Below are 26,633 nucleotides of genomic sequence, written 5' to 3' on the forward strand. Positions count from 1 at the left end.
CCACCTTTTTTTATCAAAAATATAATAGTACTTTTGTCACATTTTTGCATTTTTCGACTTTTCAACAAGGTATTAGATAGAAAAATGACATAAAAAAAGCTATTGGTATTTTCTACCAATAGCTAAGATTTTATTTCTGCATTCTTTTTTCTTCTTATATATAAAATACACAAGGGAATTATAAATCCTATTACACTTACAAGTTGAGCTACTCTAATACTTCCAAACATTAAACTATCTGTTCTTAACCCTTCAACAAAGAATCTAATAAAGGAGTATAGGGATAGATATAAGAGAAATACTTCCCCTCTAATTTTTTGCTTGTTTCTTCCATACCAAAGAAGAAATATAAATACTAGAAAGTTCCAAACTGATTCATAAAGAAAAGTAGGATGAACTTTTACTCCATCTATGATTATTCCCCAAGGTAAATCTGTAGGTCTTCCATAGGCTTCTTGATTTATAAAATTGCCCCATCTCCCTATAGATTGACCTAATATTAAACTTGGTCCGCAAGCATCTGCTATGGTCCAAAAATCTATTTTTCTAATTCTAGTAAATACAATTGCCACAATAATAGCCATAATCACGGCACCATGAATTGCTAAGCCACCATTTCTGATATTTAATGCTTCTATTGGGTTATTTCTATACATATCCCAACTAAAGATTACATAATAAGCTCTTGCACCTACTAAACTTAAAGGAATTGCCCAAATCAATAAATCTATTAATGGTTCTTCTCCAACTCCCAACCTTTTAGATTCTTTAAGTGCAATTATAGTACCTATAAGCACTCCCATGGCAATTAAAATTCCATACCATCTTACTTCAAGTCCAAATATTTGAAATGCAACTGGATCCATATTAAAACCACCTCTCATAATATATCATTTGCTTAGTATATCACAAATGATGTTAATTTTCCATTATGATAAGGGATTTATTATAGATAGCACTACATTTTCTTTTACAAAGTGTTTTTTCAATCTTTCAATAAGATTCTTATATTCAATGGATTCTAAAATTTCAAGATAATCTATTAAAAGGACTTCTTCAAAATAAAGGTCAATAAAATTGTTGGCAATGGACTCTACTGAATTAAAAGACATTAAAAATCCACCAATATTTTTTCTTTTAATACGATTAAAATCATCTTCATTTAAAATAGACTGTGGATCCTTTTCAAATAAATTCATTACCCTTTCATAAACTTCCTTTGGTTTTTTAGATTCTCCTACTATTAAAGAATGTCCATATGATTTTTTACCTGTAAAATATGCTCCAAAGCTACTATCTATAATCCCTTCTTCATAAAGCTCATTGTAAAATATAGAACTGGAGCCAAAAAGCATATCTAGGATAAAGTTGGTCATTAAATCCTTTTTCACTCTTTCTTTTCCAGATAGATTTATATCTTCATCTTTGAAACCTATATAGAATAAAGGTGTTGAAGTCATCATACTTTCTTCTATGAAGTTTTCTCTTACTCCCTTTGGTTCTTCTTTAAACACTCTATTTACTTCTTCTATTTTCTTGGAATCTTTTCTTTCTGTTTTATCTATTACCCTTAGTATTTCGTCAAATGAAAGATCTCCTGCAATAAATAAAACCATATTGTTTGGATTATAAAAAGTATTATAGCATTTGTAGAGTAATTCTTTGCTTATATCTTGAATACTCTCTACAGTACCTGCTATATCTATTTTAACTGGATGTTCACCATACATAGCTCTTAAACAATTAAAAAACACTCTCCAATTTGGATTGTCTCTATACATATTTATTTCTTGGGCGATAATTCCCTTTTCTTTTTCTACATTTTCATCAGTAAAGTATGGATGCTGTACAAAATGTACTAATAGCTCTAAATTCTCATAAAAATTCTCAGTAGATGAAAATAGATAAGCTGTTTGCGTAAAGTTAGTATAAGCATTGACATTTGCACCTAACTTAGAAAATTTATCAAATATATTTTCCTCTGGCTCTTCAAAGAGTTTATGTTCTAAAAAATGTGCTATACCTTCTGGGACTTCTATGGCTTTTTTTTCTCCTATAGGTACAAATATATTATCTATACTGCCATAATTAGTAGAAAATATTGCATATTGTTTCGTATAGCCTTCTTTTGGCATAAAATAAATCTTTAATCCTGAAGCTAGCTCTTTAAAGAAAAGTTTTTCTTTTATTTTATCATTTTCGTATATTTTTATATCCAATTTCTTACCTCCCAAATTTATTCCATTAATATCTAATTGGTTATTGGTTCTTAGAACTTTTCATAAAATATATAGTATCTAGAACTACATGGGATATAGCTTCTACTATTTCCTCTTTAGTTACACTATCAATATCCTCTAAGATTTCTTCCAAAGAACGATTATCCATAGATAATATTTGACTAAAGAAGTATTCTGATATAAGAAAGGCACTATCTCGAATGGATTCTGTAGAGGACTTTATGGATTTTTTTGATATTTCTATATCCTCTTCTGTAAAGTTTCCTTTCTTCATCTCTTCTAATTGTTCATTGATAATATCTATAGTTTTCTCAAAGTTCTGAAACTCGATTCCACCATCTATTAACATTATAGATTTATATTTATAAATAGTAGATGTAATATAGTAAGCTAAACTTTCCTTTTCCCTTACATTTCTAAAAAGTTTAGAATTTGGACCTCCACCTAATATATCACTGGCTACTATAAGCCCATTATATAATCTGTCCTCATAAGGTATTCCTGTTCTGAAACCAAGAACTAATTTACCTTGAGTTACATCTAAATCCTCGCTTACCATATTTTTAGTTTGAACTCCAGATATGATCTGTTCTCTTGGTATATTTAGAAGTTCTTTTCTTTCTATTTTACCTATATCTTTAATATATTCTATTAGTTTTGCATCATATTCTCCTACATAAAATATCTCCATAGGACTGGTGATAATTACATTTTTATAATGTTCATATAATATATTTTCGTCTATACCATCTAGATCTTCTACTTTTCCCAATGGATATATGCTAAACTTTTCATTTTTACACATTTCTTCTATACATCTATCTAGTGCATAGGACCTCTTATCATTGATTCTACCTTCAATTCTGTTTTTTAAATTTTCTTTTTCCTGATTTACATAATCCTTTCTGAAATATCCCTTCTCTAAAGTTGGATTATATATAATATCTTTTAAAAGGTCGATTACTTCATAGATATTATCTTTATCTCCTACATAATCTCCATTTATAGATTCAACAGTAAATCTTAATACTTGTTTTTCTCCTCTTTTATTTATAGATATACTAAAGTTAGCACCATAAGTTTCTTCTAATTTTTTTTGAATTTTTAAGTTTGTATCATATTCTTCTGTACCTCTTTTAAGTACCAACGGAAGTAGTGCATTTTTAGTAACTTCATCTTTAGATAGTGGTCTTAGGAAATAATAGCTAAGTAAGTTTGATTTAAATTTATCTGTATAGATTAGATTTAAATGGATTCCATTATCAATTTGTATTCTTTCTGATTTTAAGTTCAATTTCTATTCCTCCCTCTTATTTGCATTACCTTATTTTACTATACCCAAATTTTAATTTGTTACTTATATTAATATTATGAAATAAGTAAAAAAATACAAAAACCCACTCCTTAGAATGGGTTTTTGTTGTCTATTTATTTTTTTCAACAAGTTTGCTAATTTGACCAACGTATTTGTCATAGGATGAGCCATTCATTAAATCTCCCATAATCTCTACAATTTGAAAAAATGTTTTTTCATCATTTGATATGACTACCTGTGATATTTCCTGATCCTTTTCCAATACCAAGTTGTTGATCATTTCCTTAGTATCATCTGTAAGTTCAGTATCATAAGCCATAATGACAGAAACCAGTGCTACATCGTTGAAAATAATCGTAGCTGCATCATCTACACCAAATAATTCAACTACATAGTCTGATAAATCTTCTGATCTATCGATTATTAGCTTATCTTCAACTGCTACTTCTATAGAACTATGTTCTGGTTCTTCTACTTCTACTATTTCCTTACGAACTACATCCTTACATCCAACTTGAAAAGCCACCACCACAGTTAAAATAAATAATAAATATCTTTTCAATCTATCCCTCCTCTTATTATAGTCTTTCATAATTTCCAAATTTTATAACAAGAAAAAGGATTTTTTTATATTTTTTTATATTTCTTTTGCTATTTTTACACCTGAACTAGTTCCAAGTCTTGTAGCCCCTGCTTCAATCATTTGTTTTGCAGAGTCTAAGTCTCTGACTCCTCCAGAGGCTTTGACTTCTAGTTTTTCACCAACTATAGATTTCATAAGTTTTACATCTTCCATAGTTGCTCCACCAGTTGAAAATCCTGTTGAAGTCTTTACAAAATCAGCTTCTGCTTCCATAGAAAGTTCACAAGCCTTAACTTTTTCTTCCTCTGTTAATAGGCAGGTTTCTATAATTACTTTAACTATGGCTTTTCCTTTTGCAGCACCTACTACAGCTTTTATATCTTCCTTAACTAATTCATAGTCTTTATGTTTCAATGCTCCAATATTAATTACCATATCAATTTCATCTGCACCATTTTTTATAGCATCTATAGTTTCAAATGCTTTAACTTCTTTTGTATTGGCTCCCAAAGGAAAACCAATTACTGTAGCTACCTTAACCTTTGAATCTTTTAATATTTCCTTACATAATCTTACATAGTAAGGATTAACACAAACAGCAGCAAAATTATATTCCATAGCCTCTTTGCATAAAGTTTCAATCATATTAATTGTAGCTTCTGGCTTTAAAACTGTATGGTCTATCATTCCTAATATATTTTTCATTAAATACCTCCACTATTTAATTAATTCAACTAAATCTCCATTTTTAACTCCTGCAGCATTTCCTTCTTCTATATCTATGTGCATTTCAAGAGCAAAGCTTTCTGCTACTCTAACTAATACATTATTAAATACTAAACCTCTTTCACCATTTACTTTTATACTTACTATATCTTTATCAGCTACACCAAAGTCTTTTCCATCTTCAGTGTGCATATGAATATGTCTTGCTGCTACTATTATTCCTTCTTCTATTTCAATTTCACCTTTTGGACCAATTATTTTTGCTCCTGGAGTACCAGCTATATCTCCAGAGTTTCTAACTATTGGTTTTACACCAAGAGAAAACGCATCTGATATAGATAATTCAAATTGAGTCTGCGACCTAGTAGGTCCTAATATTCTTACTCCCTTTAATGTACCTTTTGACCCTACTACATCTACTTTTTCCTCACAAGCATATTGTCCTGGTTGAGATAAATCCTTCATTTTAGTCAATTCATATCCTTCACCAAACAAAGTATCTAAGTCCTTTCGGCTTATGTGTATATGACGATTTGAAAGTGCTATTGGTAATTGTGTTTTCATTTATATTCCTCCTATATTTTATGTACCATAGGTTTATTATAAGACTTTGTATATAAAAAATCAAAGTTTATTCCATTATTATCTTCTGAAGAGACTCATAGAATTGAGGATAAGAGATGTTTATACATCTATCATCATTAATTTTTGACTTTCCGTCTATATTTAATGCTGCTATAGATAAAGCCATAGCAATTCTATGGTCATTATATGAATCTAATACTCCTGGATAAAAAGTACTTGTACCTTTTATAATCAAACCATCTTCTAAGGCTTCTATATCTCCTCCTACTTTTCTTAGTTCAGTAACTATAGCATGAATCCTATCGGTTTCCTTGTACTTTAGCTCCTCTGCATTTCTAATTATAGTACTCCCTTGTGCAAACATAGCGCCTACAGCTATTATAGGGATTTCATCTATTAATCTTCCTATAATAGCTGAATCTAATTCTATTCCCATAAGTGGTGAATAAGAAACATATATATCTCCTATAGGCTCTTTATTTATATTTCTTATATTTTTTACTCCTATATTTCCACCCATGGATTGTAAAACATCTATAATTCCAGTCCTTGTAGGATTTATCCCAACATCTTTTAAAACTATGGAGGAGTCTTTCATTATACTAGCTCCTATTATGAAAAATGCGGCAGATGAAATGTCCCCAGGCACATAAATATTCTTTCCCTTAAAATCATCTTCATCAAAATACTCCATCATTCTTTCAGTATGGTCTCTAGTAGTCTTTTTTTCTATGACTTTAGTCTCTCCTTTAGCGTAAAGAGAGGCTAATAGAATTGCAGACTTTACTTGTGCACTTGCCATAGGTAGAGTATATTCTATACCATATAGTTCTTTAGAAGGACAAATACTTATAGGTGGATACTTATTATCTACACCATGAATATTTACATTCATTTTCCTTAAAGGATTAATTATTCTATCCATTGGTCTTTTACTTAAAGAACTATCACCTATAAGTGTAGATTCAAAGTTTTGCCCTGCTAATACTCCTGCTAATAATCTCATGGAAGTTCCTGAGTTTCCGCAATCCAAGGACTTTTTCGGCTTTTTTAATCCATATAGACCATTACCTATTATTCTCAGCTTATTTTCTTCCTTATTTATTTCTATATCTACACCCATTTCTCTAAAACATTCAATTGTATTTAAAACATCTTCTGACAATAAAATGTTTTCTACAACAGTTTCACCTTCACTAATGGAACCAAAGATTACTGCTCTATGAGAAATAGACTTATCTCCAGGAACCTTTATTTCACCTTTTAAACTTTTTTTCCCTATAATCTCCATATTTCACCTCTATATCATCATCAATATTTTTTTTATAGTCAATTCATCTATATCATAGAATATATCTACCTTTCCTTTATCTACTGGTAGAACAAATCCTATTTTATCATTCTTATTTTTTTTATCTTTTTTCATATAATTTAACAGTATATTTACTTCATTTTCATTAAATCCAACTGGCTCTACTAAAGGTATCAGTATATTTCTAATCTCATTATAATATTCTTCAGATATAAGGCCTTTTTCATAGGCAATAGTTGTTTCATATATCATGCCAAGTATAACAGCTTCACCATGATTATATCTTTCATAATTAAATAAAGATTCTATACTATGTCCTACTGTATGTCCAAAATTCAACTTTTGTCTAAGTCCTAAATCCAGCTTATCTTTATTTACTATTGACGATTTAATCTCTACAGATTTTTCAATTATATATGTCAATATATTTTTATCTTTGTTATATATATTTCCAATATTCTCTCCAATATATTTGAAAAAATCATAGTCTTCTATTAGACCATATTTTATAATTTCTCCTAAACCACAGGTAATTTCTTTTTTATTTAAAGTATTTATAAATAATGGATTTATCAGAGTCATGGAAGGAAAGTAAAATGTTCCTATTATATTTTTATACCCTAAAAAATCTATACCAGTCTTTCCTCCTATACTACTATCTACCTGTGACAATAAAGTTGTAGGGATTTGAATATAATCTATTCCTCGTTTATATGTAGAAGCAGCAAATCCTGATATATCTCCTACAACCCCTCCGCCAAGACTTAAAATTATTCCATTCCGATCTAAATTCTTCTCAATTAAGACTTTATAAATATTCATCAATTCTTCTAAGCTCTTACTATTTTCTCCTGGTTCTAATATTAAAATATCATCTTCATCATTTATTAGCTTTTCTATATGTCCTTTATATATATTATAAATATTTCTATCTGTTATAAGAAGAAATTTATGTCTATTTATATAATCTTTTAATTCTGACCATATATTGTCTATTATTTTATATCTCATTTTTTACCTGCTTTCTAAATATTTAAGATAATTATTATAGTTTGCTTTGGTTTCCTCTAAAAAATTTCCACCAAATTTTTTCAAGAATTCATCAGCTATTATATAAGCAACTACATTTTCCATAACTATACTTGCAGATGGCACTGCACATACATCTGATCTTTCAAATTGAGCTATTGCCTTTTCTTTACTTATTATATTTATAGTATCTAAAGGTTTTTTCAAAGTGGGTATTGGCTTCATAGTTCCACGTATTACTATATCTTCCCCATTGGATATTCCAGCTTCTATTCCTCCTGCATTATTGGTTTTTCTCCTAAACTTACTATCATAAATAATCTCATCATGAAATTCTGAGCCTTTAGTCGTAGACGCTTTACCTCCAAGTCCAAATTCAACTGCCTTAATCCCTTGTATGCTAATTATGGCAGCAGCTAGTTTTCCATCTAATTTCATATCCCAACTAGAATGACTTCCTAATCCTACTGGTGGATTTTTAACTATAACTTCTATAATTCCTCCTAAAGTATCTCCCTCCTCCATGGCTTCTTGAATTTTACCTATCATCTTTTCTTCTATTTTTTCATCAATTACTTGTATATTTGACTTATCAGCTTCTGCAAGTCTTTCTATTTCAACTCCTGTATAGTATGTTGTTTTTGACTCTATTCCTCCAATATTTATAACATGGCTGTATATCTCTATATCAAACTCTTTTAAAAAAAGTTTACAAATGCTTCCTAAGGCTACACGCATGGCTGTTTCTCTCGCAGATGCTCTTTCTAAAATATTTCTGCCACCTTTTTGATTATATTTTAAAGCACCTACTAAATCCCCATGACCTGGTCTTGGTTTAATGACCTCCACTAATTCTATATTTCTGCCCTTATTTTCAATGGATATGGTTATGGGATTTCCAGTTGTAAATCCATTTCCTACTCCAGACAATATATTTACTTCATCAATTTCTATTTTCATTCTCGAAGATCTGCCAAATCCTTTCTGTCTTCTCCTTAACTCTTTATTTATAAAATCTATATCTATATATAAATTAGCAGGAATACCCTCTATTATTCCTGTTAAAGATTCTCCATGAGATTCTCCTGCTGTTAAAAATCTTATCATTTTTACCTCCTTATGGAAAAGACTTCCACCATAAGGTAGAAGTCTTTTTCTTGTCTATTATCTTGATGCTATATTTTTAAGATATCGTCCTAAATACGTGATTATAATAACTTGAATTGGTATATTAATAGCCGCCGATAAAATTCTACTAGGTAAAATTACAATAACACCTTTATTGTATAACTGAGATAACCAATAGGTGTTTAATCCAATAGAAATTACTAAATAGCAAGTAATTACCATGATAGCAACCTTAACTGTAGAAAATACATTTGTCTTTATATCCTTCTTTTTAAAATACATTACATAAAGACCAGATATAACACCCCATAATGATGAACTCAATGTAAATCCTAAATGTGGTGGACCTTGAGGATTAATCATAATACCCAATAAGTCAGCAGCAATACCAGATACTCCTCCAATTATTGGTCCAAACAACATTCCGCTTAACATTATTGGAGTCTCACCAAATCCTATTCTCAATGTAGGAAGTATCATGATGGATCCAAATCTTGTTAAAGCAATGGAAAGTGCTACTAAAAATGCTGCTTGAGTTAGAGTTCTTGTCTTAACCTTTTTGCTTATATTCATTTTATATCCTCCTTTCTTTTGTTAGTGACAGGCAACTGCCACACTAAAGTTAAGGAGTCTCTTTAATGTTTCAGCGGACGCGGTTAAAGAATCGCAGATTTTGTCTTTCGTTTAAGGGCAACTTCCCATCCCTTAACACTTGACGCTCTTTACCTACTCTGTCTAACTAACTAACTTATTATAACTTATAATACTAATTAAGTAAATCCTTATTATTACTTTTTTTAATATATTCTGTTATGTTATATGAACCAATAAATGTTGCCATAATAAATGAGATTATTCCCATGATTTTATAATACATAGGATAGGCTGATAAATATCCAGTTATATAAAATATAACTGCTAAAAAATACAATTTAACTATCTTATCTTTACTGAGAAAGTTGAAGTTCTTTTTTGCTTCTTCTTTCTTCTCATAATATCTATTTATAATATAATCTTCTATATCTTCGTCAGGTGAAATTCCTTTTTCTTCTTCAAGCTTTACTCTATATTCATTTTGAATCTCCTTTATCTTCTTATTTTTTGATTCTAAAAATAATTTTCTCAGATAGATTGTCATAAATATTCCAAATATTAAACTTATAAAAACCGATACGAAGAAATTCTTTATCAATTTATTTATTAATATAACTAGTCCAATCCATATAATAATACCTAAAGCTATTTTATCCATAGCATCTGCTCTTATGGTCTTTCCATTTTTCATTTGTTTTGTATAGAAATTGTCCAAAACTTTTTGTCTTTCATTTTTTTTACTTATTTCCCTTAAATGTTTAAATATCCTTTTCATCCTTTCCTCTTCCTTTCCTAGTTATGACATAACCTATAATCTGTATTATTGCCACAAAAGATAAAAAGGATAACCCAATATTTATAGCCATAGAGCTAAAAAACTCCTCTGGTAACATTTGAATAAGTAAGTCTGTATTAGGATCCAGTAACCAAAGATCATTGGTAAAGAATATATAATGAAAATAAGTAAAATATTTATTGAAATCAAAAAGTATCATAATACCTAATAAACCTAAAGCAATCCAGTTTATAAATAAACCTTTATAAATAAAATTTCCTAATATTTTTCTTTCTTTATTTATTATAAAATACATAATTATAGTAAAGGATATTATGAGGAATATATATTTTAATGTAAATCCATTCTTAAAAAGAATTTTTACATCCTTCATATGCAGAATTTCTCGTTCATTAAAATCAAGTTCTAAAACTTCCTCTTCTGATTTTCCATTTAAATAATCCAATAAATTCTCTGTAATATTATGTAATTCTTGAATACTTTTTCCCGTTGTCTCCGTAATATTATATTTATTATAAGAATTAATATAATATTTTGTATTAAAAGCATTTATTTCAACTGCCGTTAAAAGACAAAATAAAGATAAAGTACATACTAAAATAATTAAAGCTATTTTTTTCAAATCTATTCCCCCCTAAATAAACTTTACTATATATTACCACATATTCTCTGAAAAATATAAGGATTGAGAAAATTTTCTCAATCCTTATATTCTACCCCATTGCCTTTTCTAATTTATCTAAATATTTAATTGGAAAAACCCTTAAAAGTTCTTTATACTGTTCCACTGATAATCCCTGAACAGTTGTATATATTTCAATTTTGGTATCTAAGTCTGCTGCTATAAATCTGTCCCTTATTTCTTGAAAAGTTTCATTTGTTTCCATTTCAATGCCTCCTTTTTATCCTCTATGTTTATTATGTTTAATACTTAATCTTTTATACTAATAACTATTTAATTGTTGCCTACTTTCTAGCTTAATTTAAACTCTAATTTGAATATTTAAACTAATATATGGAAACAATATTTCAATATCATATAAGTTCTATGAGATTCTTGGAGGTGTTTTATGGAAAATATTTCTCAAATTGGTGTTACAACCATTAGAAAAGAAGCTTGGGATAAAGTAACAGGTAATGCTAAATATAATTCTGATGATATACGACCTAATACATTACAAGCAAAAATTCTTACAAGTACTATTGCACATGGATTAATTAAATCTATTAATATAGAAAAAGCATTGAATTCTAAAGGTGTTCAAGCTGTAATAACTGGAGATTATTATCCTGCCTTAACAGGAAGTATTATTAATGATAGACCTCCTATTGCCAAAGACAAGGTTAGATACTTTGGAGAACCAGTAGCAGTAGTTATTGCAAATAGTGAAGAAGAAGCAATGGCAGGAGTCAATCTTATTGAAGTAGAATATACACCACTACCAGTAGTTGCATCAGTTACTGAGGCATTGAAACCTAATGCTACTCTTATACATGAAAATCTAGGTTATTATTATTGTCCTGATTATACTGTATATCCTGTGGCACATACAAATATAGCAGACCATGTAAAAATAAGAAAAGGAAATATGGATTTAGGTTGGAGTGAAAGTGATGTAATAGTTGAGTCAACCTTATATCTTCCCAAATCTGACCATTTAGCAATGGAAACTAGAAATACCATGGCTGAAATTACACCAAGCGGTATAGTAAATATATATACATCATCTCAATCACCTTTTGCAGTTAAAGAAGAATTAAATAAAATCTATAAGATTCCTGAAGGTAATATAATTGTCCATACTCCTTTAGTTGGCGGAGCTTTTGGAGGAAAGGCTGCAATTCATTTAGAATATCTTGCATATTTGGCTTCTTCTGCTGTAGATGGTAGAATGGTTAGAATAACAAATACAAGAGAAGATGATATAACTATATCACCATCTAAAATAGCTGCCGAAGGCAAATTAAAAATAGGTGCAACAAAGGATGGTATAATAAAAGCCTTAGAATGTACTTACTATATTGATTGTGGAGCATATGCAGATACAGGTCCTCGTATGGCTAAATCCATTGCCATTGATTGCAGTGGTCCATATAATATAGAAAATATTCACTGTGACTCCATTAGTGTATATACAAATCATGGCTATGTTACTTCCCTTAGAGGATTTGGTCATGGAGTATGTACTTTTGGTATAGAAAGACTATTAGATAAACTAGCATCAAAATTAAATATGGATCCATTTGATATAAGAATTAAAAATGCAATAGCTGAGGGGAATAAGTCTCCAACACAGGATATAATTACACTTAGCAATACTGGAAATATAACAGCTTGCCTTCTTAAACTAAAACAAGTTATGAATTGGAATGAAGGCAACATAATAAAAACTGATAAAGGAACTATTATCACTAAAGGAATTGCCTCTCTTTGGAAAACTTCCAACTCACCTACTAATGCCAGTTCTGGTGTTGTACTTACATTAAATGATGATGGAAGTATAAACTTAAATTTTGGTGCATCGGAAATTGGTCCTGGAATGAAAACCACAATAGCTCAAATATTAGCCGAAAGAATGAAAATGGATGTTGAAAATATTCATGTTTTTATGGATGTAAATACTCAAATTACTCCAAAACATTGGAAAACTGTGGCTAGTATGACAACTTTTATGGTAGGAAATGCAGTTTTAAATGCAGCAAAAGACTTAATCAATCAATTAAAGGAAATAGGTGGTATAGCTCTTAAATGTTCTCAAGATGATTTAGAAATTGCTAATCAAAAAATATATGTAGTTCATAGACCTGATATTTTTATAAGTTTTAAGGATTTAGTCAATGGATACCAATATTCCAGTGGCAAATCTATATATGGACAAATAATTGCTAAAGGAAGTTATATTACAAGTGGTCTAACTCCATTGGATAAAGAAACTGGTAAAGGAAAACCTGCTAATTCTTGGACTGTAGCTGCACAGGCTGTAGAAATAGAATATAATCCAGAAAATTATTCCTATAGACTTTTAAAGGCTGCTACAGTAATAGATGCTGGTAAAGTAATTAACCCTAAGGCGGCACGAGGAGTAGTAATGGGTGGTATGAGTATGGGACTAGGTTTATCCACTAGAGAAGATCTTATATATGATAAAGAAGCAATACTTCAAAATTCATCTTTAAGAACATATAAACTTCTAAGATTTGGGGAAAATCCTGAATATATAGTAGACTTCATAGAAACTCCACAGATAGATGCCCCTTATGGTGCTAGAGGAATTGCTGAACATGGTACTATTGGAATACCTGCTGCTTTTGCCAATGCCATGTCCCTAGCAGTGGGAGTTGAATTTGATACATTACCAATTTCTAATGAAGTAATATGGAAAACTAAAACTGGAGGTAAATATGATAGCTTTTGATTTTGAGTATTATAAACCAGATACAGTTGAAGATGCTGTAAAACTATATAATAAACTTAATTCCAATGGTAAAAAGCCTATTTATTACGGTGGTGGAACAGAATTTATATCCATGGCAAGAATGAATAATAGATATACTGAAGCAGTAATTGATATAAAAGGAATTCCAGAATGTAATGTCCATGAAATTAAAAACAATAAACTTATAATGGGCTCAGCCATAACTCTTACAGACATTTCAGAAGCAAATTATTTCCCACTTTTAGGATATATAGTTAGAAGAATTGCAGACCATACTATACAGGATAAGATTACACTAGGAGGCAATTTAATGGGTACAATTATATATAGAGAATCTATCTTAGCCCTTCTTTTGTCCAATTGTGATATTATACTTCAAGGTAGTAAGGGAAAGAGAGTAGTTCCTATATCTGATATATGTGATAAAAAGATAGGTATAGAAGATGATGAAATATTAATTCAAGTAATAGTAGATGAAAGATTCCTTAGTCTTCCATACCTTCATGTAAAAAGAACAAAACATGAAAAAATAGATTATCCTTTAATTACAATGGCAGCAATTAAAGATAAAAATAGAACTTTAATAAGTTTTAGTGGCTTATGTGAATATCCTTTTAGATCTTTAAAAATTGAGGAAATATTAAACGATTCCTCCCTATCTAAAAAAGAAAAAATAAAAAAAGTGATTGAAAGTATTCCTGATAAAATATTGCATGATATTGGAGGGTCTTCAGAATATAGAAAGTTTATGTTAGGGGACATTTTATCTAGAGCTTTTGATAAATTTCAGGAGGTCGGCTAAATGTTTGAAATATTAAATCCTACTATAATAACTCTAAATATCAATGGTGAAGATAGAGATGTAATGGTAAAGCCTTCCCATACATTATTATATACCTTAAGAAATGAACTTGGATTAACAGGTGCAAAGCCAGGATGTGAAAATGGAGACTGTGGTGCCTGTACAGTTTTAGTCGACGATTGGCCTATAAAATCTTGCCTTATGCTTACTGTGGAAGCCATTGGAAAGAAAGTATTAACAGTGGAAGGACTAAAAAATGCTCCAATCCAAAAAGCCTTTGTTGAAAACTTTGGATTTCAATGTGGTTATTGTACATCAGGATTTTTAATGGTATGTCATTCCCTATCTAAGATTCGGCCCAATGCAGATGATGCAGAAATACAAGACTGGCTTCAATCAAATCTATGTAGATGTACGGGATATGAAGAAATTGAAGATGCTGTAAAATCTATTTTAGTTAAGGATATTTAAAAATACTAGATGAGTTTTCATCTAGTATTTTTTCTATATTGATATTGAAACAATCCAATGCTCTATTCCCAATTCTCTAATGCTTATATTTATAGATATGTCTTTAAGTACAATTAGACTTACTCTTTAAAGTAAGTCTAATTTATATTACAACTAATATTCTAACTTATAAACAATCTCGCCTTCAACAATTCTACCATCTGGTGTAAATCCCATGCTTTCATACATTGATTTTGCCCATTGGTTTTCAGGTTCAAAACTAATATAAATGATATGATGTTCCTTATCTTCTTTAATTCTATTTACAAGTAATTCCATTGCCTGTCGCCCATATCCCTTTGATTGATATTTGATATCTATCATAACTCTATATATCCAGTATTCATTATCAATGCTGTCCATACAATACATAAGAAATCCTATAGGAGTTTTATCTTTATATATAGCAAGGGGAATACATTCTGGCTGTACTTTAGACTGAGCAATTGAAAAAGTATTAGATGCTACAAATTCCTCTTGTTCTTTTGTTACCTTAAGCTTTGTAATTTCCCAAAAATTTTCTGAGTCAATATCTATTAGTTTTAACATACATACTATCTCCCTTTAGGTAATAGATCTTATAAAACTATACTCAGTTCACATGGTTAATTGAAAAGAATATAATTTATAAAACAATCACCTCATAATTTTTTTCTATAATTTTGGCTATCATAAAATTACCTCCTTTCGTAATATTAACCAGTATTTTCATAATAACAAAAACTGGATCTACAGTCAATTATTAACTAACACTTCAACTTTAAAGAACATTTTTTAGATAATTTGTTAAAAACTCATTGACCTGTTTAATCATACTAAAAATTATTTATTTCTTCTCTTTATTTTGCTTTTTTGTTATTACATAACTAACCATATGAATTCTAGAATTCATATGGTTAGTTATGTAATTATTCAATTTAACTTTTAAACTATAGAGTTAAAATCTTTTCTTTTCCAAATGGTGAGTCTTCTAATCGAACAAAGAAACCTTGATTATGTTTACAAACTGGACAAATCTGTGGTGCTCCAGTAGCATTATGAATATGTCCACAGCTCAAACAGATATATTCAATAGGTGTTTCATTTTCAAATAGTTTATTGTTTTGCACTAGTTCTGCATACCTTTCAAAACGCTGACTGTGTACTTTTTCAATTTTGGCTATCATATGAAAAGATGCTGCTATATCTGGGAATCCTTCTTCTTTAGCCTTATCACCGAAGGATTTGTAAATTGTGTCATGTTCGGCTGCTTCATGCTTCGCAGCAAGTTGTAAAAGTTCTAGAATATTATTTGAATTATCAATTGGATAATCAGCAGTTATGGAAATTTCCTGTCCATTGAACTCCTTTAAGTGATTATAGAATACTTCAGCATGTTCTTTTTCTTGATTAGCAGTATAATGAAAAAGCCAATATAGAACTTCTAGATTTTGCATTCTTGCTTGAGTAGCGGCAAGTTCATAACGTCTCCAAGCTTGACATTCTCCTGCAAAGGCTTTTAAAAGATTTTCTTTTGTAATACTGTCTTTCAATGTAATCATTTTTTATTCCTCCTAATTTTATTTACCATTAGTATTCCAAATTTTTCATTGTTTATTAAGAAAAAAGGTACGAAAGTCATTGCTTTCGTACCTTAAAATAAGCTTTATTATTTATAAATATCACGATCTCACTATACTATCTCTTAATAATATAATAGCTTATAGCATGGTCTACTTCAAATCCACATGATTTATATAAATTAAGGGCATTATCATTATCAGTATCCACTTGAAGAATGACTTTTTCAGCACCCATTTTTATTAACCTTTCAACAGACCACATAAGCAATTCTTTTCCATATCCTTTTCCTCTATATTGTGAAAGCACTCCTAAGCCATATATACCTCCTACTCCATCAATTAATTCTATTCTAACACTTCCTATTCCTATATTGTTTAATTCCGCAATAAAAAGACTGCCATTTTCTATGCTCTCTGTAATAACCATATCTTCTTTTATTTCTATGTCAAAAAAATCTTTCGTCATAATAGCTATTTCTCCAGCATCATTTTTTGATGCATTTCTAATATTAAGACTATGCTCTAATGACTTTGGAAACAAATCCTTATTTAGAATCATATCATATTCAGAATGATGGTATTCTTTACTGACTTTCTTTATAAAATTAATTCCCAAAGATGAATTATTATCACAAAGCACAAGTATTTTATGATTATTTCTTTTTTTAAGCTCGGCTTCAACTAAATTATGCAATTGAGTAAAAATTCCTCTATTTCTATACTCTGGATGAACTAATCCGCTTATTTCTAGAACCCCTTGCTCAAACTCACTTATTCCTATATATCCTATGAGTTCATTACTATTATAGTACATAAATTCATTAATACTAATTATTCCTATATTACTCTGTTTAACGTTTCTCAACTTATAATCCAGCTCTAGCTTAAATGAAATTTTATCATGTTCAATGCAAATCTTCTCCAATTTCTTTATATCATGATATTCAGCCTCATCAAAGTTGTTTTTCAAAACAATTCTTGGAATCTCTATTATACTAATTTTAACTCATCTCCTTAATAAATCATATTAAACTCTATAAATATCCCTATGCCATTTGACTTCTTATTTCTTCTTCATTCTCTAGCATAAATTGATAACTCTTATCCATAAATTTATCTATAGAATTATTTTTATATATGTCATCTAGATAATCATACAATAGCCTACCTTTAATAGACATTTTATAAAAATAGGGATAAGCATTTCCACTTTCATAATAAGGATTAATTCTATTAAATTCCTTATCATTTAGAATCTGTTCTACTACAGCCTCACTTAAAACCCAAATTAAACTTGGAGATTCATATTGCTCATATGTATCCTTGTACTTACGATTCCATAAGTAAAACCATAGATAATGAACAATCTCATGCAAAGCAGACCCTATTGACCCCTTATCACTATTCATATAAAATACATCAAAAATACATTCCTTTAAGTGTCTAGGGCTTATGGGATTTAATGTTATATTACATACTAGATTGTTAAAAACCTCCCCAGTATCAAATTCAAATATGGAAGAAAAACGATCATTAATTAATTTTTCATAATGATTCCAACTTTCTTGATATGAAACAACCTTACTTTGTATTTCCTTTTCCCTACATTGGTACAATTCAATAACTGTTCCCAAAATTTCTTCCATAATATCCTTATTATTGTCATTTTTATTAAATGAGTCTTTGAACTTCAACAATTCTGGGAAAAAATGAAATATTGGTTCACTCCAATATCCATCCTGTTTTATAAATTCCGAAATCGATTCTGCAGAATATTTATATCCTGGGTCTTTATATACCAGCTTCATTGTAACAGCCCCCTTGTGATGTATTATAATATTTCATATTTAATTCCTTTTAAATTTCCATTTATCTCTCAGTTAAATGATCTTTACTTTATAATATCATACTTTCACTCATTAAATAACCATAAAATGCACCTTCAAAAGTTAAAATCATTTTCTAGCTTTTGAGGTGCATTTTAAAAATAGATGATCATATTATTGATAATTATATTAGATTAGATTTTCTCACTGGAATCCATATTTCACTTTTATAGTCATGTTTGCTAGTATCCGAACTTTCATTCCAAAGGATCTCAGGACCACCAGTCAGTTCATAACCAGAAGTAGGAAACCACTCCCCATAAATACGTGCCCATGTATCCTGCAATGCTTTAGGAAACTCGCCAACAACAGAAAAGACTGCCCAACTAGTGGCATCTACCTCTAATACTTCCCAATGACCAGATACTTGTTTTGTAGTTGCAATTCCTATATACTGGTCAAGTTCACTACCTTCAACTGATCTTTCAGAAAAATTTGCTGATACACTTAATATACCACTAGGTTCAATATTACAAAGACTTTTTAAATATTTAATCCTTTCATCAGTTAAACTTTCTACTAGAGAATCCATCTGATGATTTACTCCTTCAAATATTAAGGTTATCCTCTTTTTAAGTCCTACAATTTTGAATGGGTCTTTTTCTACAATTCGATAGTCCATCTCATTGCCTCCTTTAATAGTTAATTGGAAAGTCATAGGAGGAAATGCTTTTAAAGTAGTGTTTCCTTTTTTTACATTAGATGGTGCTATACCATGCATTGCTTGAAAAGCTTTAGTAAAAGCATCAGGAGAGTTATAACCAAGCTGTAATGCCACATCAATAATTTTATTATCTTGGTTATTTAGCAAAACTGCAGCTAGTGATAATTTCCTGCGACGAATATACTCACCTAAGGACATTCCTGCAAGAAATGAAAACATACGTCGAAAATGATATTCTGAACAGCAAGCTATTCTAGACATTTCCTCAAAATCTATCTCTCCCATAAGATTTTCTTCAATATATGTCATTGCCTTATTCATTTGTAATATTATATTCATACCTATGACCTCCATTAAACTTATCATAGCAAAACTAAGAAGTAAGTACCCGACAATTCTGGTGCAACTATTGACTGTTTATATAAAAAACATATTCCTATAAATTAAAAGTTTAATTATATGTTAACAGATGGTTTTACTATATAGAGTTTATCACTATCCTTGTTTAATAGACTTAATCATTAACATCATTGGACGACGCATTTCATCTAACATACCCGAAATATCCATCATGTCATTACTTGGCATGGCTTCTTCCACTACTTCTAGCTGAAATCCAGCATTTATTAATCCCATCAATATCTGAGTCAATGTGTGATGCTGTTTTTTAACATTCTGCCCAAGAAAATTAGTCTCTCGCTCTCCAGAATAGAAGTAATCGTCTACAGGCCAATATTTTGGACTTCCATCAGAATTATAAATCCAATCTTGTTTTACACCTGCTGTAAAAACAGGATGTTCAATGTTAAGAAGAAAAACTCCATTGGATTTTAACGTCCTATATACATTTTTGAAAATTATTTCAACGTCTTCAATATAATGAAGCACCAAATTAGAAATCACACAGTCATATGAATCATTAGGATAATGATAATCATCTAGCCCACAGACTTGATATGTAATTTTCAAATCACCATTTTTTTCTTTTGCTTCATGTATCATTTTTTCACTTAAATCTATTCCCAATACTTGATTAGCACCACATTCCACAGCATATTTACAATGCCATCCATAGCCACATCCCAAATCCAGTACACTTTTATCCTTTAAATCTGGAAACAAAAGTTTAAACTGATACCACTCACCTGCTCCAGATAAGCCCTGTTGGCTTCGTGACATTTTACTATATTGTTCAAAGAATTGTTTATCATCATAAATGTTATTCATATAATTTCCTCCATGATTTTATCAATCCAATCTTTCACTTTCTTGTCATCAAAATCACTTGTTGCTTGAAATCCCGATAATATCTTTGAATTAGGACATTCTTTTGATATGTTGACTTCTATCTGACCAAATCCACCTCCACCATGGGTACAAAAGGGGATAACTTTCTTTCCATATAAGTCAACGCTACGCAAAAAGCTAAGTATTGGTGGTGCAAAAGATTTGAACCAATTAGGAGTTCCTACAAAAATATATTCATAATCATCTATTGATTCATTTCCAGAAATCAGCTTAGGGCAATATCCTCTTTCAATTTCATTTCTTACTTCTTTTGTAGCACCATTGTAAGTAAATGAATAAGGATTTTCTGGAATTATTTCTCTAATATCTCCATCTGTAATGATAGCTATATCTTCTGCTAAACTCTTTGTTGTATCTGAATAAGAGTAGTATACAACTAATATTTTACTCATAAAAGTACCTCCGAAATCCTACTATATATTTTATGTTTATTTTTCTCCATTATAAGCTGTAATATAGCATAACTGTCAAGTCTTTTAAAAAAATAATCATAGATATTCCTTCATAGTAATAGCAATGCTTATTTTAGTTAAATCAGTAAAACTAAACCGCCCTATAAGAGCGGTTTAGATGTATGCTGTAATTTTTCATTTTTCCTTATGGTTGCACTACCTGTCCTACCTAAGAACATTACGTTTATACCCATATAATTTAGAAAGTTAAGTCTATAATCATTTATTTCTCTTCCATTCTTTCTAATTTCTGAGCAATTGATTCAAGCCAATTACCCTCAAAAAATTCTATCATACCCCTATCACATGCAGCTGAAACTTTTGAATCAATGGGTAATTTTGCAAGAACCTTCAGATTATGTTTATCTGCTATTTCTTCAATATGACTATCTCCAAAAATCTGATAGTCTTTACCATTATCAGGACATTTGAAATAAGACATGTTTTCTACTAAACCAATAATGGGGATATTCATCATTTCTGCCATCTTAACGGCTTTTGATACTATCATAGATACCAGCTCTTGTGGAGAGGTTACGACAATAATCCCATCAACAGCAATGGACTGAAATACAGTAAGAGGGACATCTCCAGTACCTGGAGGCATATCTATAAACATGAAATCTATATCACTCCAGATAACATCAGTCCAAAATTGCTTTACTGTGCCAGCAATAATAGGCCCTCTCCATAGGACTGGGTCCGTATCGTTTTCTAAAATTAAATTAATAGACATAATGTCAATACCAGTCTTGGTTTTAACAGGAAATAACCCGAATTCACTACCTTTGGCTTTCTCTATGATACCAAATGCTTTAGGAATAGAAGGTCCAGTAATATCTGCATCAAGAATTGCAGTATGATAACCCATTCTGTTCATAGTAACTGCAAGCATAGAGGTAACAAGTGATTTACCAACTCCTCCTTTGCCACTAACAATACCAATGACCTTTTTAATACTGCTCATCTCGTGGGGTTTTTCGAAAAAATCAACTTTTTGTTCTTTTCTTTCTGCACAGTCCTCAGAGCAACTGCTACAGCTCTGGTTACAATTTTCGCTCATAATTTTATCTCCTTTATTTTATATTATTATTTCATTATCTACTGCCAAATAGTTAATGTTATTAACTATAAATGCTTCCAATTGATTGTTTTGCTACATTAGTAACTTTCACTGCCGTGGATAATTCACAGTATATATCTACAGTAGTCTTCCCGTTATTAATCACTTTTACTACGTTCAATTCAAAGGGGACTTTACCAATAAAAACTAATTGTCGTTTTTTATATAGTTTTTTTATCTTTTCTGTATTTTCCATATTAATATCGAATTCTTTATACATATTACTGTCTCAGCTCTACATTTCGCTTCTATTCTTGGAATTTTTTCCACATCAGTAATAATCCATATAGAACGTTTAACTACTTACTATTAAAATCATATTCATACTGTTAAGTCATACTAAAACTGATACCATGTTGAGATTATAAGCACCAAACAAGGTGTGTAAATCATCTGCTACGTCTCAGTCTACGACAATCTCGGATACATCCATTTCCTAATCCATCACAAAGCCGATATTCGCCTCCTTCAATCAACAGTACCTTTCCATTTACCAATGATTCAGCCAACTTTTTTCTGGCTTCCACATAGATGCCCTGAACTGTAGTCCGTGCAATATTCATCTGCTTGGCACACTCTTCTTGTGTAAAGCCTTCCAAATCAATAAGCCTTATTGTTTCGTACTGGTCAACTGTCATATTCACATAATTTCTTGTATCTGCAAGTGAATCAAGAGGACCAAATTTATTACTTTCTGGTAGGTAGCATACTTTTCTCCATTTCATTGGTCTTGGCATAATTTTATCACCTCATTTATAATTGAAATTAACTGGAGTATCCTCAAGTTATCTATAATCCTTTTATAGTTTCTAACATATGTATTTTCAATTTTTATTATACTCGGTTTATGACATATGTCAATAACTATTTATTTTTAACTTTCAATTTACAAAGGATATTATAAAAATGACTACTAATGAAGGAATGGCGTTCCTCTAACTAGCAGTCATTTTTCTTTACATTTTTATATATATTTCAACTCTGATTTAAACTCAACAGCCAATCAAATAACTTGCCATTCTATCTAACCCTGTCTGGCAAAATACTTGTTTTCCACTGTATCTTCAGACATTTGTCAATAGAAACCTTTTTTTATTTTAATGCAAACTCAATTATTGCTAATAACCATAAATGTAGTGGATAAAACACATAGAATAAATACTTGTTAAACTTATTATTTGATCCCCTTTCCCCATTATATAACATTATAAATGGAACAACAAATATAAGTAAGAAATCAGAATTAAACATTAACATCCTTATTGTCATTTCTAAAGTATCAAGTTGAACATAAGATATTGAGAATAATAACACAGACAATATCCAATATCCTATGACTGTCCTTTTCATATTCCCCCTAAAAAAATAAGTTATTAATACAAATGGTATCAAGGATATACCACCCTCTGTAAACAAACCTAATGGTATCAAGGCAATGGCTAAAATCCTCAATCCTAGTTTTATATTTCCCTTACTGTTCTTACTAAGTTCAAATATATTAATTATTGTAAATCCCAATGCTAGAGTCATAAAAATATTAAGATTAATATTAATATCTTTAGAACCTAGAACTTTATTTATTACAAAATTTCCTACTTCCATAAATATGGCCCAACCAAATAATCTGATATTATATTTAAGCTTATTTTTAGTATGAAATAATCCTTCTACCAGAAAGTAACCAAATAATGGAGCTACAAATCTTGAAAATGGATGAAACCATAAAGGAAAAATATCACTAAATGCAAAGTACAGATGATCCATTAACATTACCATAAGTGCAAAGCTTTTTAATTGAAACGCATTTAATCTTTTCAATTTCTTCCTCCTATTAAACTTGATTTTCAAACGCTGTTAATATGATAATATCTTTACTTAATTAAATGTAATATAGACTTCTTATAGTTTTCTACCGTCATAAGATATCCTATAGTTTGAATTACCAAAAATATTATAAAACCTCCAACGGTTGCTTTAGAATAATTTAAATTCAGCTTTGAGGCCAGAATCCATTTTTGTATAAATAAAAATATTGTAGCTATTATAAAAGGTATATACATTAGTAACCCTATATTTTTATAAATTATTGTTGAAAATTCTTTTTTTGACAATCCAGTCTTCATTAAATTCTTATATTTTATAGCTTCGCTTTCCTTTTCTGTGATTAATCGGAAATATATGATACTAGCAACAGCTAATATAAATATTATACTTAATGCACTACCAATATATAACATCAGATTTTTTGTCATCTTTTCTGTTTCATAAAGGCTACCAGCACTAAAGAAACCTACAAGATTTTCTCCATTATCTGTTACTATCTGTCTTAAACTATTAGCTGTAGCTAAATCCTCCTTCCAATTATGGACATTAAAAACATTTACTTCATTTATACTAAATTCTCTTTTATCTAGACTATTATAAAATTCATCCTCTATTACTAAAAGATTTGTAAAATAACCCTCAGGTGTAATCAGTCGTTCACCTTGTCCTATAATCTTTAAATCATCAATTGATTTTCCTTCTAAGATTTTTAAACTACTATTATCATTTAGATTAAAATTCCTCATCTTCTTTCCTGGTACTATGAATATTTCATTGCTGTTTAAATCCATTTGTTTTAAGTTCAATTTTTGGGCTGCCTTATTATATTCCCTCTCAGAAATAATACCTATATTTGTATAAGCTATATCTTTTAAAGACAAAATATCAAATTTTGATTTTACATATCCATCTTTTGTAGATAATGTATTTTCTAAAGCTTTTAATTTTTCTCTTATATTTACCGTATTTTCATTAACAATATATATATAATTGAATGGATAGCTTTCTAAGGTTTTAACCTCTACATCCTTTCTCATTCCATATAAAAGCGTAGTTACGGAGAAAGCAACAATTAATAAAATTGTTACCATGAATATCATATTTATATTAGTTCTAAATTTAGATTTAAACTCAGCTATTAAAAGCATATTAGTCTTCTTATAATAGTGTTTACTTTTAATAATTAATTCTAATACTAGCTTACTAATCACTATTATTAAAAAGTATAGGCTCACTAATCCAAGTAAAAAGATACCAAATATTCCTATGGTACTACTTAAAATTAATTCTATTTTTTTAAGAATAATTAAAATTATTAAAGCAAAGATTGATATAATACCTAGTGTCATAAAAAATGGCGATATCTTTATGTCCTTTTCATCTTTCTTATCTGATCTTAATAAGTTTAAAACTTTTTCTTTTCTTACGAATCTAGGTGATATAATAGATATTAAGAAAAATAATCCCAAAAACAGTCCAGATGTTAATATAATAGCTTTTATTGGAAGATACATATTGAAACCCTCTATTCCTAGGGTATAACTAGAAACCATAAGAGCAAGGGGGGTAAGGGCTAAACCTAAAATAATTGCTACAATAATTGCAACGACACCAACTAACATATTCTCTATAAATATCATTTTATTTATTTGTTTTTTGCTTGCACCGTTTAATATGAAAACCCCTAATATCTTTTGCTTATTTTTTAAAAAAGAACCTATAGAATAGGAGATAAAGAAAAAAGAAAACAAATAGATTAATATATTCCCTGCTCCCATAGCCATAGATAAAGATGAACCAGATTGAATCTTATCTAAATCTGGGTGAAACATGGAAACTGAAAATAAGAAAAACAATAGTACCGAAAATATACTACTTAAAAAATATGCTAAATATGTCCATTTATCTCTCCATACATTATTAAAAGCTAATCTTTTAAATGTCATCTATATTTCCCCCTAAGAAACTCAACATGTCTATTATTTTCTTATAAAATATAGATTTATTATCTCCTTTATGAATTTCATTATATAAATTTCCATCTTTTATAAAAATAACTCGATTGCAAAAACTTGCTATATAAGGATCATGAGTAACCATTAAAATAGATGTATTCAATTCTTCATTAATAGCAGTGAATATTTTCATAACATCTTTTGCGGCTTTAGTGTCTAAATTACCAGTAGGTTCATCAGCTAATAATAAAGATGGATTATGGATTAATGCCCTTGCTATGGCAATTCTCTGAGCTTGTCCTCCTGAGATTTCAAAGGTTCTTTTATTTAATATTTCTTTGATTCCTAAAAGTTTACTAATCTTATTAAGTCTTTCTTCTATAATCTCTAAACCTATATTATCTAGTACTAATGGTAAGATTATGTTTTCTTTTACTGTCAAAGTATTTACTAAATTAAAATCTTGAAAAACAAAACCTAGTTCACTCCTGCGAAATTTAGATAACTCTTCTTCTCCTAGTTTATGTGGATTTTTTCCATTTACTAAAACTTCACCAGTTGAAGGTTCATCTATAGTTGAAACACAATTTAATAAGGTAGTTTTACCACTACCAGAAGGGCCCATGACTCCTACAAATTCACCTTTCTTTAAGTTAAATTCGATTCTTTCTAATGCTGTATAATTAATCTTTCCTAGATAAATTTTAGAAAGATTTTTAACTTGTAAAACCATATGTTTTTCCTCCTTCTTGTTGTCCTAAACTATAAATCAATTATAGTTTATCTTTTGAGATCTTACTAT

29 protein-coding genes and 1 riboswitch are annotated in these 26,633 nt (G+C 29.6%); of the genes, 3 read left to right on the top strand and 26 right to left on the bottom strand.

Features of this window, described 5'->3' with window-relative positions:
- Positions 1-122 precede the first annotated feature (122 nt).
- The 13 genes from lgt to KQI41_RS10380 form a co-directional block, all read right to left on the bottom strand.
- Positions 123-866, bottom strand: a complete 744-nt coding sequence (lgt, locus tag KQI41_RS10320) for a prolipoprotein diacylglyceryl transferase (RefSeq protein WP_154439736.1) — start codon at positions 864-866, stop codon at positions 123-125.
- Positions 867-929: 63 nt separating this feature from the next.
- Positions 930-2,219: an EF-P 5-aminopentanol modification-associated protein YfmH gene (gene yfmH / locus KQI41_RS10325; RefSeq protein WP_216585247.1), complete on the bottom strand. Its 1,290-nt coding sequence runs from the start codon at positions 2,217-2,219 to the stop codon at positions 930-932.
- Positions 2,220-2,259: 40 nt separating this feature from the next.
- A complete protein-coding gene (gene yfmF, locus KQI41_RS10330) occupies positions 2,260-3,534 on the bottom strand; it encodes an EF-P 5-aminopentanol modification-associated protein YfmF (protein ID WP_154439735.1) in 1,275 nt (424 codons plus the stop codon).
- A 130-nt stretch (positions 3,535-3,664) separates the two neighbouring features.
- Positions 3,665-4,117 (bottom strand): YhcN/YlaJ family sporulation lipoprotein, encoded by a 453-nt coding sequence (locus KQI41_RS10335; protein ID WP_195837948.1) that lies wholly within the window; start codon positions 4,115-4,117, stop codon positions 3,665-3,667.
- 75 nt (positions 4,118-4,192) lie between these two features.
- A complete protein-coding gene (gene deoC, locus KQI41_RS10340; RefSeq protein WP_154439733.1) occupies positions 4,193-4,843 on the bottom strand; it encodes a deoxyribose-phosphate aldolase in 651 nt (216 codons plus the stop codon).
- Positions 4,844-4,855: 12 nt separating this feature from the next.
- Positions 4,856-5,428 carry a phosphate propanoyltransferase gene (gene pduL / locus KQI41_RS10345; protein WP_154439732.1) on the bottom strand — a complete coding sequence of 191 codons (573 nt, stop codon included), beginning with the start codon at positions 5,426-5,428 and terminating at the stop codon, positions 4,856-4,858.
- Positions 5,429-5,495: 67 nt separating this feature from the next.
- Complete coding sequence (aroA, locus tag KQI41_RS10350) at positions 5,496-6,740, bottom strand: 3-phosphoshikimate 1-carboxyvinyltransferase (RefSeq protein ID WP_154439731.1); 1,245 nt, start codon at positions 6,738-6,740, stop codon at positions 5,496-5,498.
- Between the two features lie 9 nt (positions 6,741-6,749).
- Entirely contained in the window at positions 6,750-7,772 is a 1,023-nt protein-coding gene (aroB, locus tag KQI41_RS10355; RefSeq protein ID WP_216585248.1) for a 3-dehydroquinate synthase, read from the bottom strand.
- A 3-nt stretch (positions 7,773-7,775) separates the two neighbouring features.
- The gene (gene aroC / locus KQI41_RS10360; RefSeq protein WP_154439729.1) at positions 7,776-8,897 is read right to left on the bottom strand and encodes a chorismate synthase; all 1,122 of its coding nucleotides are present in this window, start codon (positions 8,895-8,897) and stop codon (positions 7,776-7,778) included.
- A gap of 57 nt (positions 8,898-8,954) precedes the next feature.
- Complete coding sequence (locus tag KQI41_RS10365) at positions 8,955-9,491, bottom strand: folate family ECF transporter S component (protein ID WP_154439728.1); 537 nt, start codon at positions 9,489-9,491, stop codon at positions 8,955-8,957.
- Positions 9,492-9,560: 69 nt separating this feature from the next.
- A riboswitch (THF riboswitch) is annotated at positions 9,561-9,654 on the bottom strand.
- A gap of 30 nt (positions 9,655-9,684) precedes the next feature.
- The gene (locus tag KQI41_RS10370) at positions 9,685-10,287 is read right to left on the bottom strand and encodes a hypothetical protein (RefSeq protein WP_154439727.1); all 603 of its coding nucleotides are present in this window, start codon (positions 10,285-10,287) and stop codon (positions 9,685-9,687) included.
- A complete protein-coding gene (locus KQI41_RS10375) occupies positions 10,271-10,930 on the bottom strand; it encodes a TIGR01906 family membrane protein (RefSeq protein WP_154439726.1) in 660 nt (219 codons plus the stop codon). The genes KQI41_RS10370 and KQI41_RS10375 overlap by 17 nt, the downstream gene beginning before the upstream one ends.
- Positions 10,931-11,021: 91 nt before the next feature.
- Positions 11,022-11,195: a hypothetical protein gene (locus KQI41_RS10380; protein WP_195837947.1), complete on the bottom strand. Its 174-nt coding sequence runs from the start codon at positions 11,193-11,195 to the stop codon at positions 11,022-11,024.
- A gap of 183 nt (positions 11,196-11,378) precedes the next feature.
- On the opposite strand from KQI41_RS10380, the gene KQI41_RS10385 reads away from it, so the two are divergent.
- From KQI41_RS10385 to KQI41_RS10395, 3 genes are read left to right on the top strand one after another with little or no spacing between them, the layout of a single operon-like run.
- Positions 11,379-13,724 (top strand): xanthine dehydrogenase family protein molybdopterin-binding subunit, encoded by a 2,346-nt coding sequence (locus KQI41_RS10385; protein WP_216585249.1) that lies wholly within the window; start codon positions 11,379-11,381, stop codon positions 13,722-13,724.
- Complete coding sequence (locus KQI41_RS10390) at positions 13,711-14,547, top strand: FAD binding domain-containing protein (RefSeq protein ID WP_216585250.1); 837 nt, start codon at positions 13,711-13,713, stop codon at positions 14,545-14,547. Before KQI41_RS10385 ends, KQI41_RS10390 begins: the two co-directional genes overlap by 14 nt.
- A complete protein-coding gene (locus KQI41_RS10395; RefSeq protein WP_154439723.1) occupies positions 14,548-15,018 on the top strand; it encodes a (2Fe-2S)-binding protein in 471 nt (156 codons plus the stop codon).
- 153 nt (positions 15,019-15,171) lie between these two features.
- On the opposite strand, the gene KQI41_RS10400 is transcribed toward KQI41_RS10395, so the two are convergent.
- From KQI41_RS10400 to KQI41_RS10460, 13 genes are all read right to left on the bottom strand, one after another.
- Positions 15,172-15,606, bottom strand: coding sequence for a GNAT family N-acetyltransferase (locus tag KQI41_RS10400; RefSeq protein ID WP_154439722.1), 435 nt, complete (start codon positions 15,604-15,606; stop codon positions 15,172-15,174).
- Between the two features lie 380 nt (positions 15,607-15,986).
- Positions 15,987-16,598, bottom strand: coding sequence for a rubrerythrin (gene rbr, locus KQI41_RS10405; protein WP_154439721.1), 612 nt, complete (start codon positions 16,596-16,598; stop codon positions 15,987-15,989).
- A 136-nt stretch (positions 16,599-16,734) separates the two neighbouring features.
- Positions 16,735-17,589 carry a GNAT family N-acetyltransferase gene (locus tag KQI41_RS10410; protein WP_154439720.1) on the bottom strand — a complete coding sequence of 285 codons (855 nt, stop codon included), beginning with the start codon at positions 17,587-17,589 and terminating at the stop codon, positions 16,735-16,737.
- Positions 17,590-17,665: 76 nt separating this feature from the next.
- Positions 17,666-18,427 carry a hypothetical protein gene (locus tag KQI41_RS10415; RefSeq protein WP_154439719.1) on the bottom strand — a complete coding sequence of 254 codons (762 nt, stop codon included), beginning with the start codon at positions 18,425-18,427 and terminating at the stop codon, positions 17,666-17,668.
- Positions 18,428-18,629: 202 nt separating this feature from the next.
- Positions 18,630-19,508 (bottom strand): AraC family transcriptional regulator, encoded by an 879-nt coding sequence (locus KQI41_RS10420; RefSeq protein WP_154439718.1) that lies wholly within the window; start codon positions 19,506-19,508, stop codon positions 18,630-18,632.
- A gap of 156 nt (positions 19,509-19,664) precedes the next feature.
- Entirely contained in the window at positions 19,665-20,396 is a 732-nt protein-coding gene (locus tag KQI41_RS10425; protein WP_154439717.1) for a class I SAM-dependent methyltransferase, read from the bottom strand.
- Positions 20,393-20,869 carry a flavodoxin gene (locus KQI41_RS10430; RefSeq protein ID WP_154439716.1) on the bottom strand — a complete coding sequence of 159 codons (477 nt, stop codon included), beginning with the start codon at positions 20,867-20,869 and terminating at the stop codon, positions 20,393-20,395. Before KQI41_RS10430 ends, KQI41_RS10425 begins: the two co-directional genes overlap by 4 nt.
- Before the next feature lie 283 nt (positions 20,870-21,152).
- Positions 21,153-21,992, bottom strand: a complete 840-nt coding sequence (locus KQI41_RS10435) for a P-loop NTPase (RefSeq protein ID WP_154439715.1) — start codon at positions 21,990-21,992, stop codon at positions 21,153-21,155.
- A gap of 61 nt (positions 21,993-22,053) precedes the next feature.
- Complete coding sequence (locus KQI41_RS10440; protein WP_154439714.1) at positions 22,054-22,272, bottom strand: hypothetical protein; 219 nt, start codon at positions 22,270-22,272, stop codon at positions 22,054-22,056.
- Positions 22,273-22,441: 169 nt separating this feature from the next.
- Positions 22,442-22,789 (bottom strand): DUF134 domain-containing protein, encoded by a 348-nt coding sequence (locus tag KQI41_RS10445; protein WP_154439713.1) that lies wholly within the window; start codon positions 22,787-22,789, stop codon positions 22,442-22,444.
- Positions 22,790-23,144: 355 nt separating this feature from the next.
- Positions 23,145-23,870 carry a TraX family protein gene (locus KQI41_RS10450; RefSeq protein ID WP_154439712.1) on the bottom strand — a complete coding sequence of 242 codons (726 nt, stop codon included), beginning with the start codon at positions 23,868-23,870 and terminating at the stop codon, positions 23,145-23,147.
- 53 nt (positions 23,871-23,923) lie between these two features.
- Complete coding sequence (locus KQI41_RS10455; RefSeq protein WP_154439711.1) at positions 23,924-25,822, bottom strand: ABC transporter permease; 1,899 nt, start codon at positions 25,820-25,822, stop codon at positions 23,924-23,926.
- Positions 25,812-26,564 carry an ABC transporter ATP-binding protein gene (locus KQI41_RS10460; protein ID WP_154439710.1) on the bottom strand — a complete coding sequence of 251 codons (753 nt, stop codon included), beginning with the start codon at positions 26,562-26,564 and terminating at the stop codon, positions 25,812-25,814. Before KQI41_RS10460 ends, KQI41_RS10455 begins: the two co-directional genes overlap by 11 nt.
- Between the last annotated feature and the right edge of the window lie 69 nt (positions 26,565-26,633).

Source organism: Tissierella pigra (assembly GCF_018917845.1).
GTDB lineage: Bacteria > Bacillota > Clostridia > Tissierellales > Tissierellaceae > Tissierella > Tissierella pigra.

What these genes read in the sequence shown, in the direction of transcription:
- KQI41_RS10390 (WP_216585250.1), top strand. Translation starts at nt 13,711, where the DNA reads ATGATAGCTTTTGATTTTGAGTATTATAAACCAGATACAGTTGAAGAT.
- KQI41_RS10385 (WP_216585249.1), top strand. Translation starts at nt 11,379, where the DNA reads ATGGAAAATATTTCTCAAATTGGTGTTACAACCATTAGAAAAGAAGCT.
- KQI41_RS10365 (WP_154439728.1), bottom strand. Translation starts at nt 9,491, where the DNA reads ATGAATATAAGCAAAAAGGTTAAGACAAGAACTCTAACTCAAGCAGCA.
- KQI41_RS10460 (WP_154439710.1), bottom strand. Translation starts at nt 26,564, where the DNA reads ATGGTTTTACAAGTTAAAAATCTTTCTAAAATTTATCTAGGAAAGATT.
- deoC (WP_154439733.1), bottom strand. Translation starts at nt 4,843, where the DNA reads ATGAAAAATATATTAGGAATGATAGACCATACAGTTTTAAAGCCAGAA.
- KQI41_RS10420 (WP_154439718.1), bottom strand. Translation starts at nt 19,508, where the DNA reads ATGAATATAATATTACAAATGAATAAGGCAATGACATATATTGAAGAA.
- pduL (WP_154439732.1), bottom strand. Translation starts at nt 5,428, where the DNA reads ATGAAAACACAATTACCAATAGCACTTTCAAATCGTCATATACACATA.
- lgt (WP_154439736.1), bottom strand. Translation starts at nt 866, where the DNA reads ATGGATCCAGTTGCATTTCAAATATTTGGACTTGAAGTAAGATGGTAT.
- KQI41_RS10435 (WP_154439715.1), bottom strand. Translation starts at nt 21,992, where the DNA reads ATGAGCGAAAATTGTAACCAGAGCTGTAGCAGTTGCTCTGAGGACTGT.
- KQI41_RS10430 (WP_154439716.1), bottom strand. Translation starts at nt 20,869, where the DNA reads ATGAGTAAAATATTAGTTGTATACTACTCTTATTCAGATACAACAAAG.
- rbr (WP_154439721.1), bottom strand. Translation starts at nt 16,598, where the DNA reads ATGATTACATTGAAAGACAGTATTACAAAAGAAAATCTTTTAAAAGCC.
- KQI41_RS10415 (WP_154439719.1), bottom strand. Translation starts at nt 18,427, where the DNA reads ATGAAGCTGGTATATAAAGACCCAGGATATAAATATTCTGCAGAATCG.
- KQI41_RS10445 (WP_154439713.1), bottom strand. Translation starts at nt 22,789, where the DNA reads ATGCCAAGACCAATGAAATGGAGAAAAGTATGCTACCTACCAGAAAGT.
- KQI41_RS10380 (WP_195837947.1), bottom strand. Translation starts at nt 11,195, where the DNA reads ATGGAAACAAATGAAACTTTTCAAGAAATAAGGGACAGATTTATAGCA.
- KQI41_RS10455 (WP_154439711.1), bottom strand. Translation starts at nt 25,822, where the DNA reads ATGACATTTAAAAGATTAGCTTTTAATAATGTATGGAGAGATAAATGG.
- KQI41_RS10440 (WP_154439714.1), bottom strand. Translation starts at nt 22,272, where the DNA reads ATGTATAAAGAATTCGATATTAATATGGAAAATACAGAAAAGATAAAA.
- KQI41_RS10400 (WP_154439722.1), bottom strand. Translation starts at nt 15,606, where the DNA reads ATGTTAAAACTAATAGATATTGACTCAGAAAATTTTTGGGAAATTACA.
- aroC (WP_154439729.1), bottom strand. Translation starts at nt 8,897, where the DNA reads ATGATAAGATTTTTAACAGCAGGAGAATCTCATGGAGAATCTTTAACA.
- aroB (WP_216585248.1), bottom strand. Translation starts at nt 7,772, where the DNA reads ATGAGATATAAAATAATAGACAATATATGGTCAGAATTAAAAGATTAT.
- KQI41_RS10370 (WP_154439727.1), bottom strand. Translation starts at nt 10,287, where the DNA reads ATGAAAAGGATATTTAAACATTTAAGGGAAATAAGTAAAAAAAATGAA.
- KQI41_RS10395 (WP_154439723.1), top strand. Translation starts at nt 14,548, where the DNA reads ATGTTTGAAATATTAAATCCTACTATAATAACTCTAAATATCAATGGT.
- KQI41_RS10425 (WP_154439717.1), bottom strand. Translation starts at nt 20,396, where the DNA reads ATGAATAACATTTATGATGATAAACAATTCTTTGAACAATATAGTAAA.
- aroA (WP_154439731.1), bottom strand. Translation starts at nt 6,740, where the DNA reads ATGGAGATTATAGGGAAAAAAAGTTTAAAAGGTGAAATAAAGGTTCCT.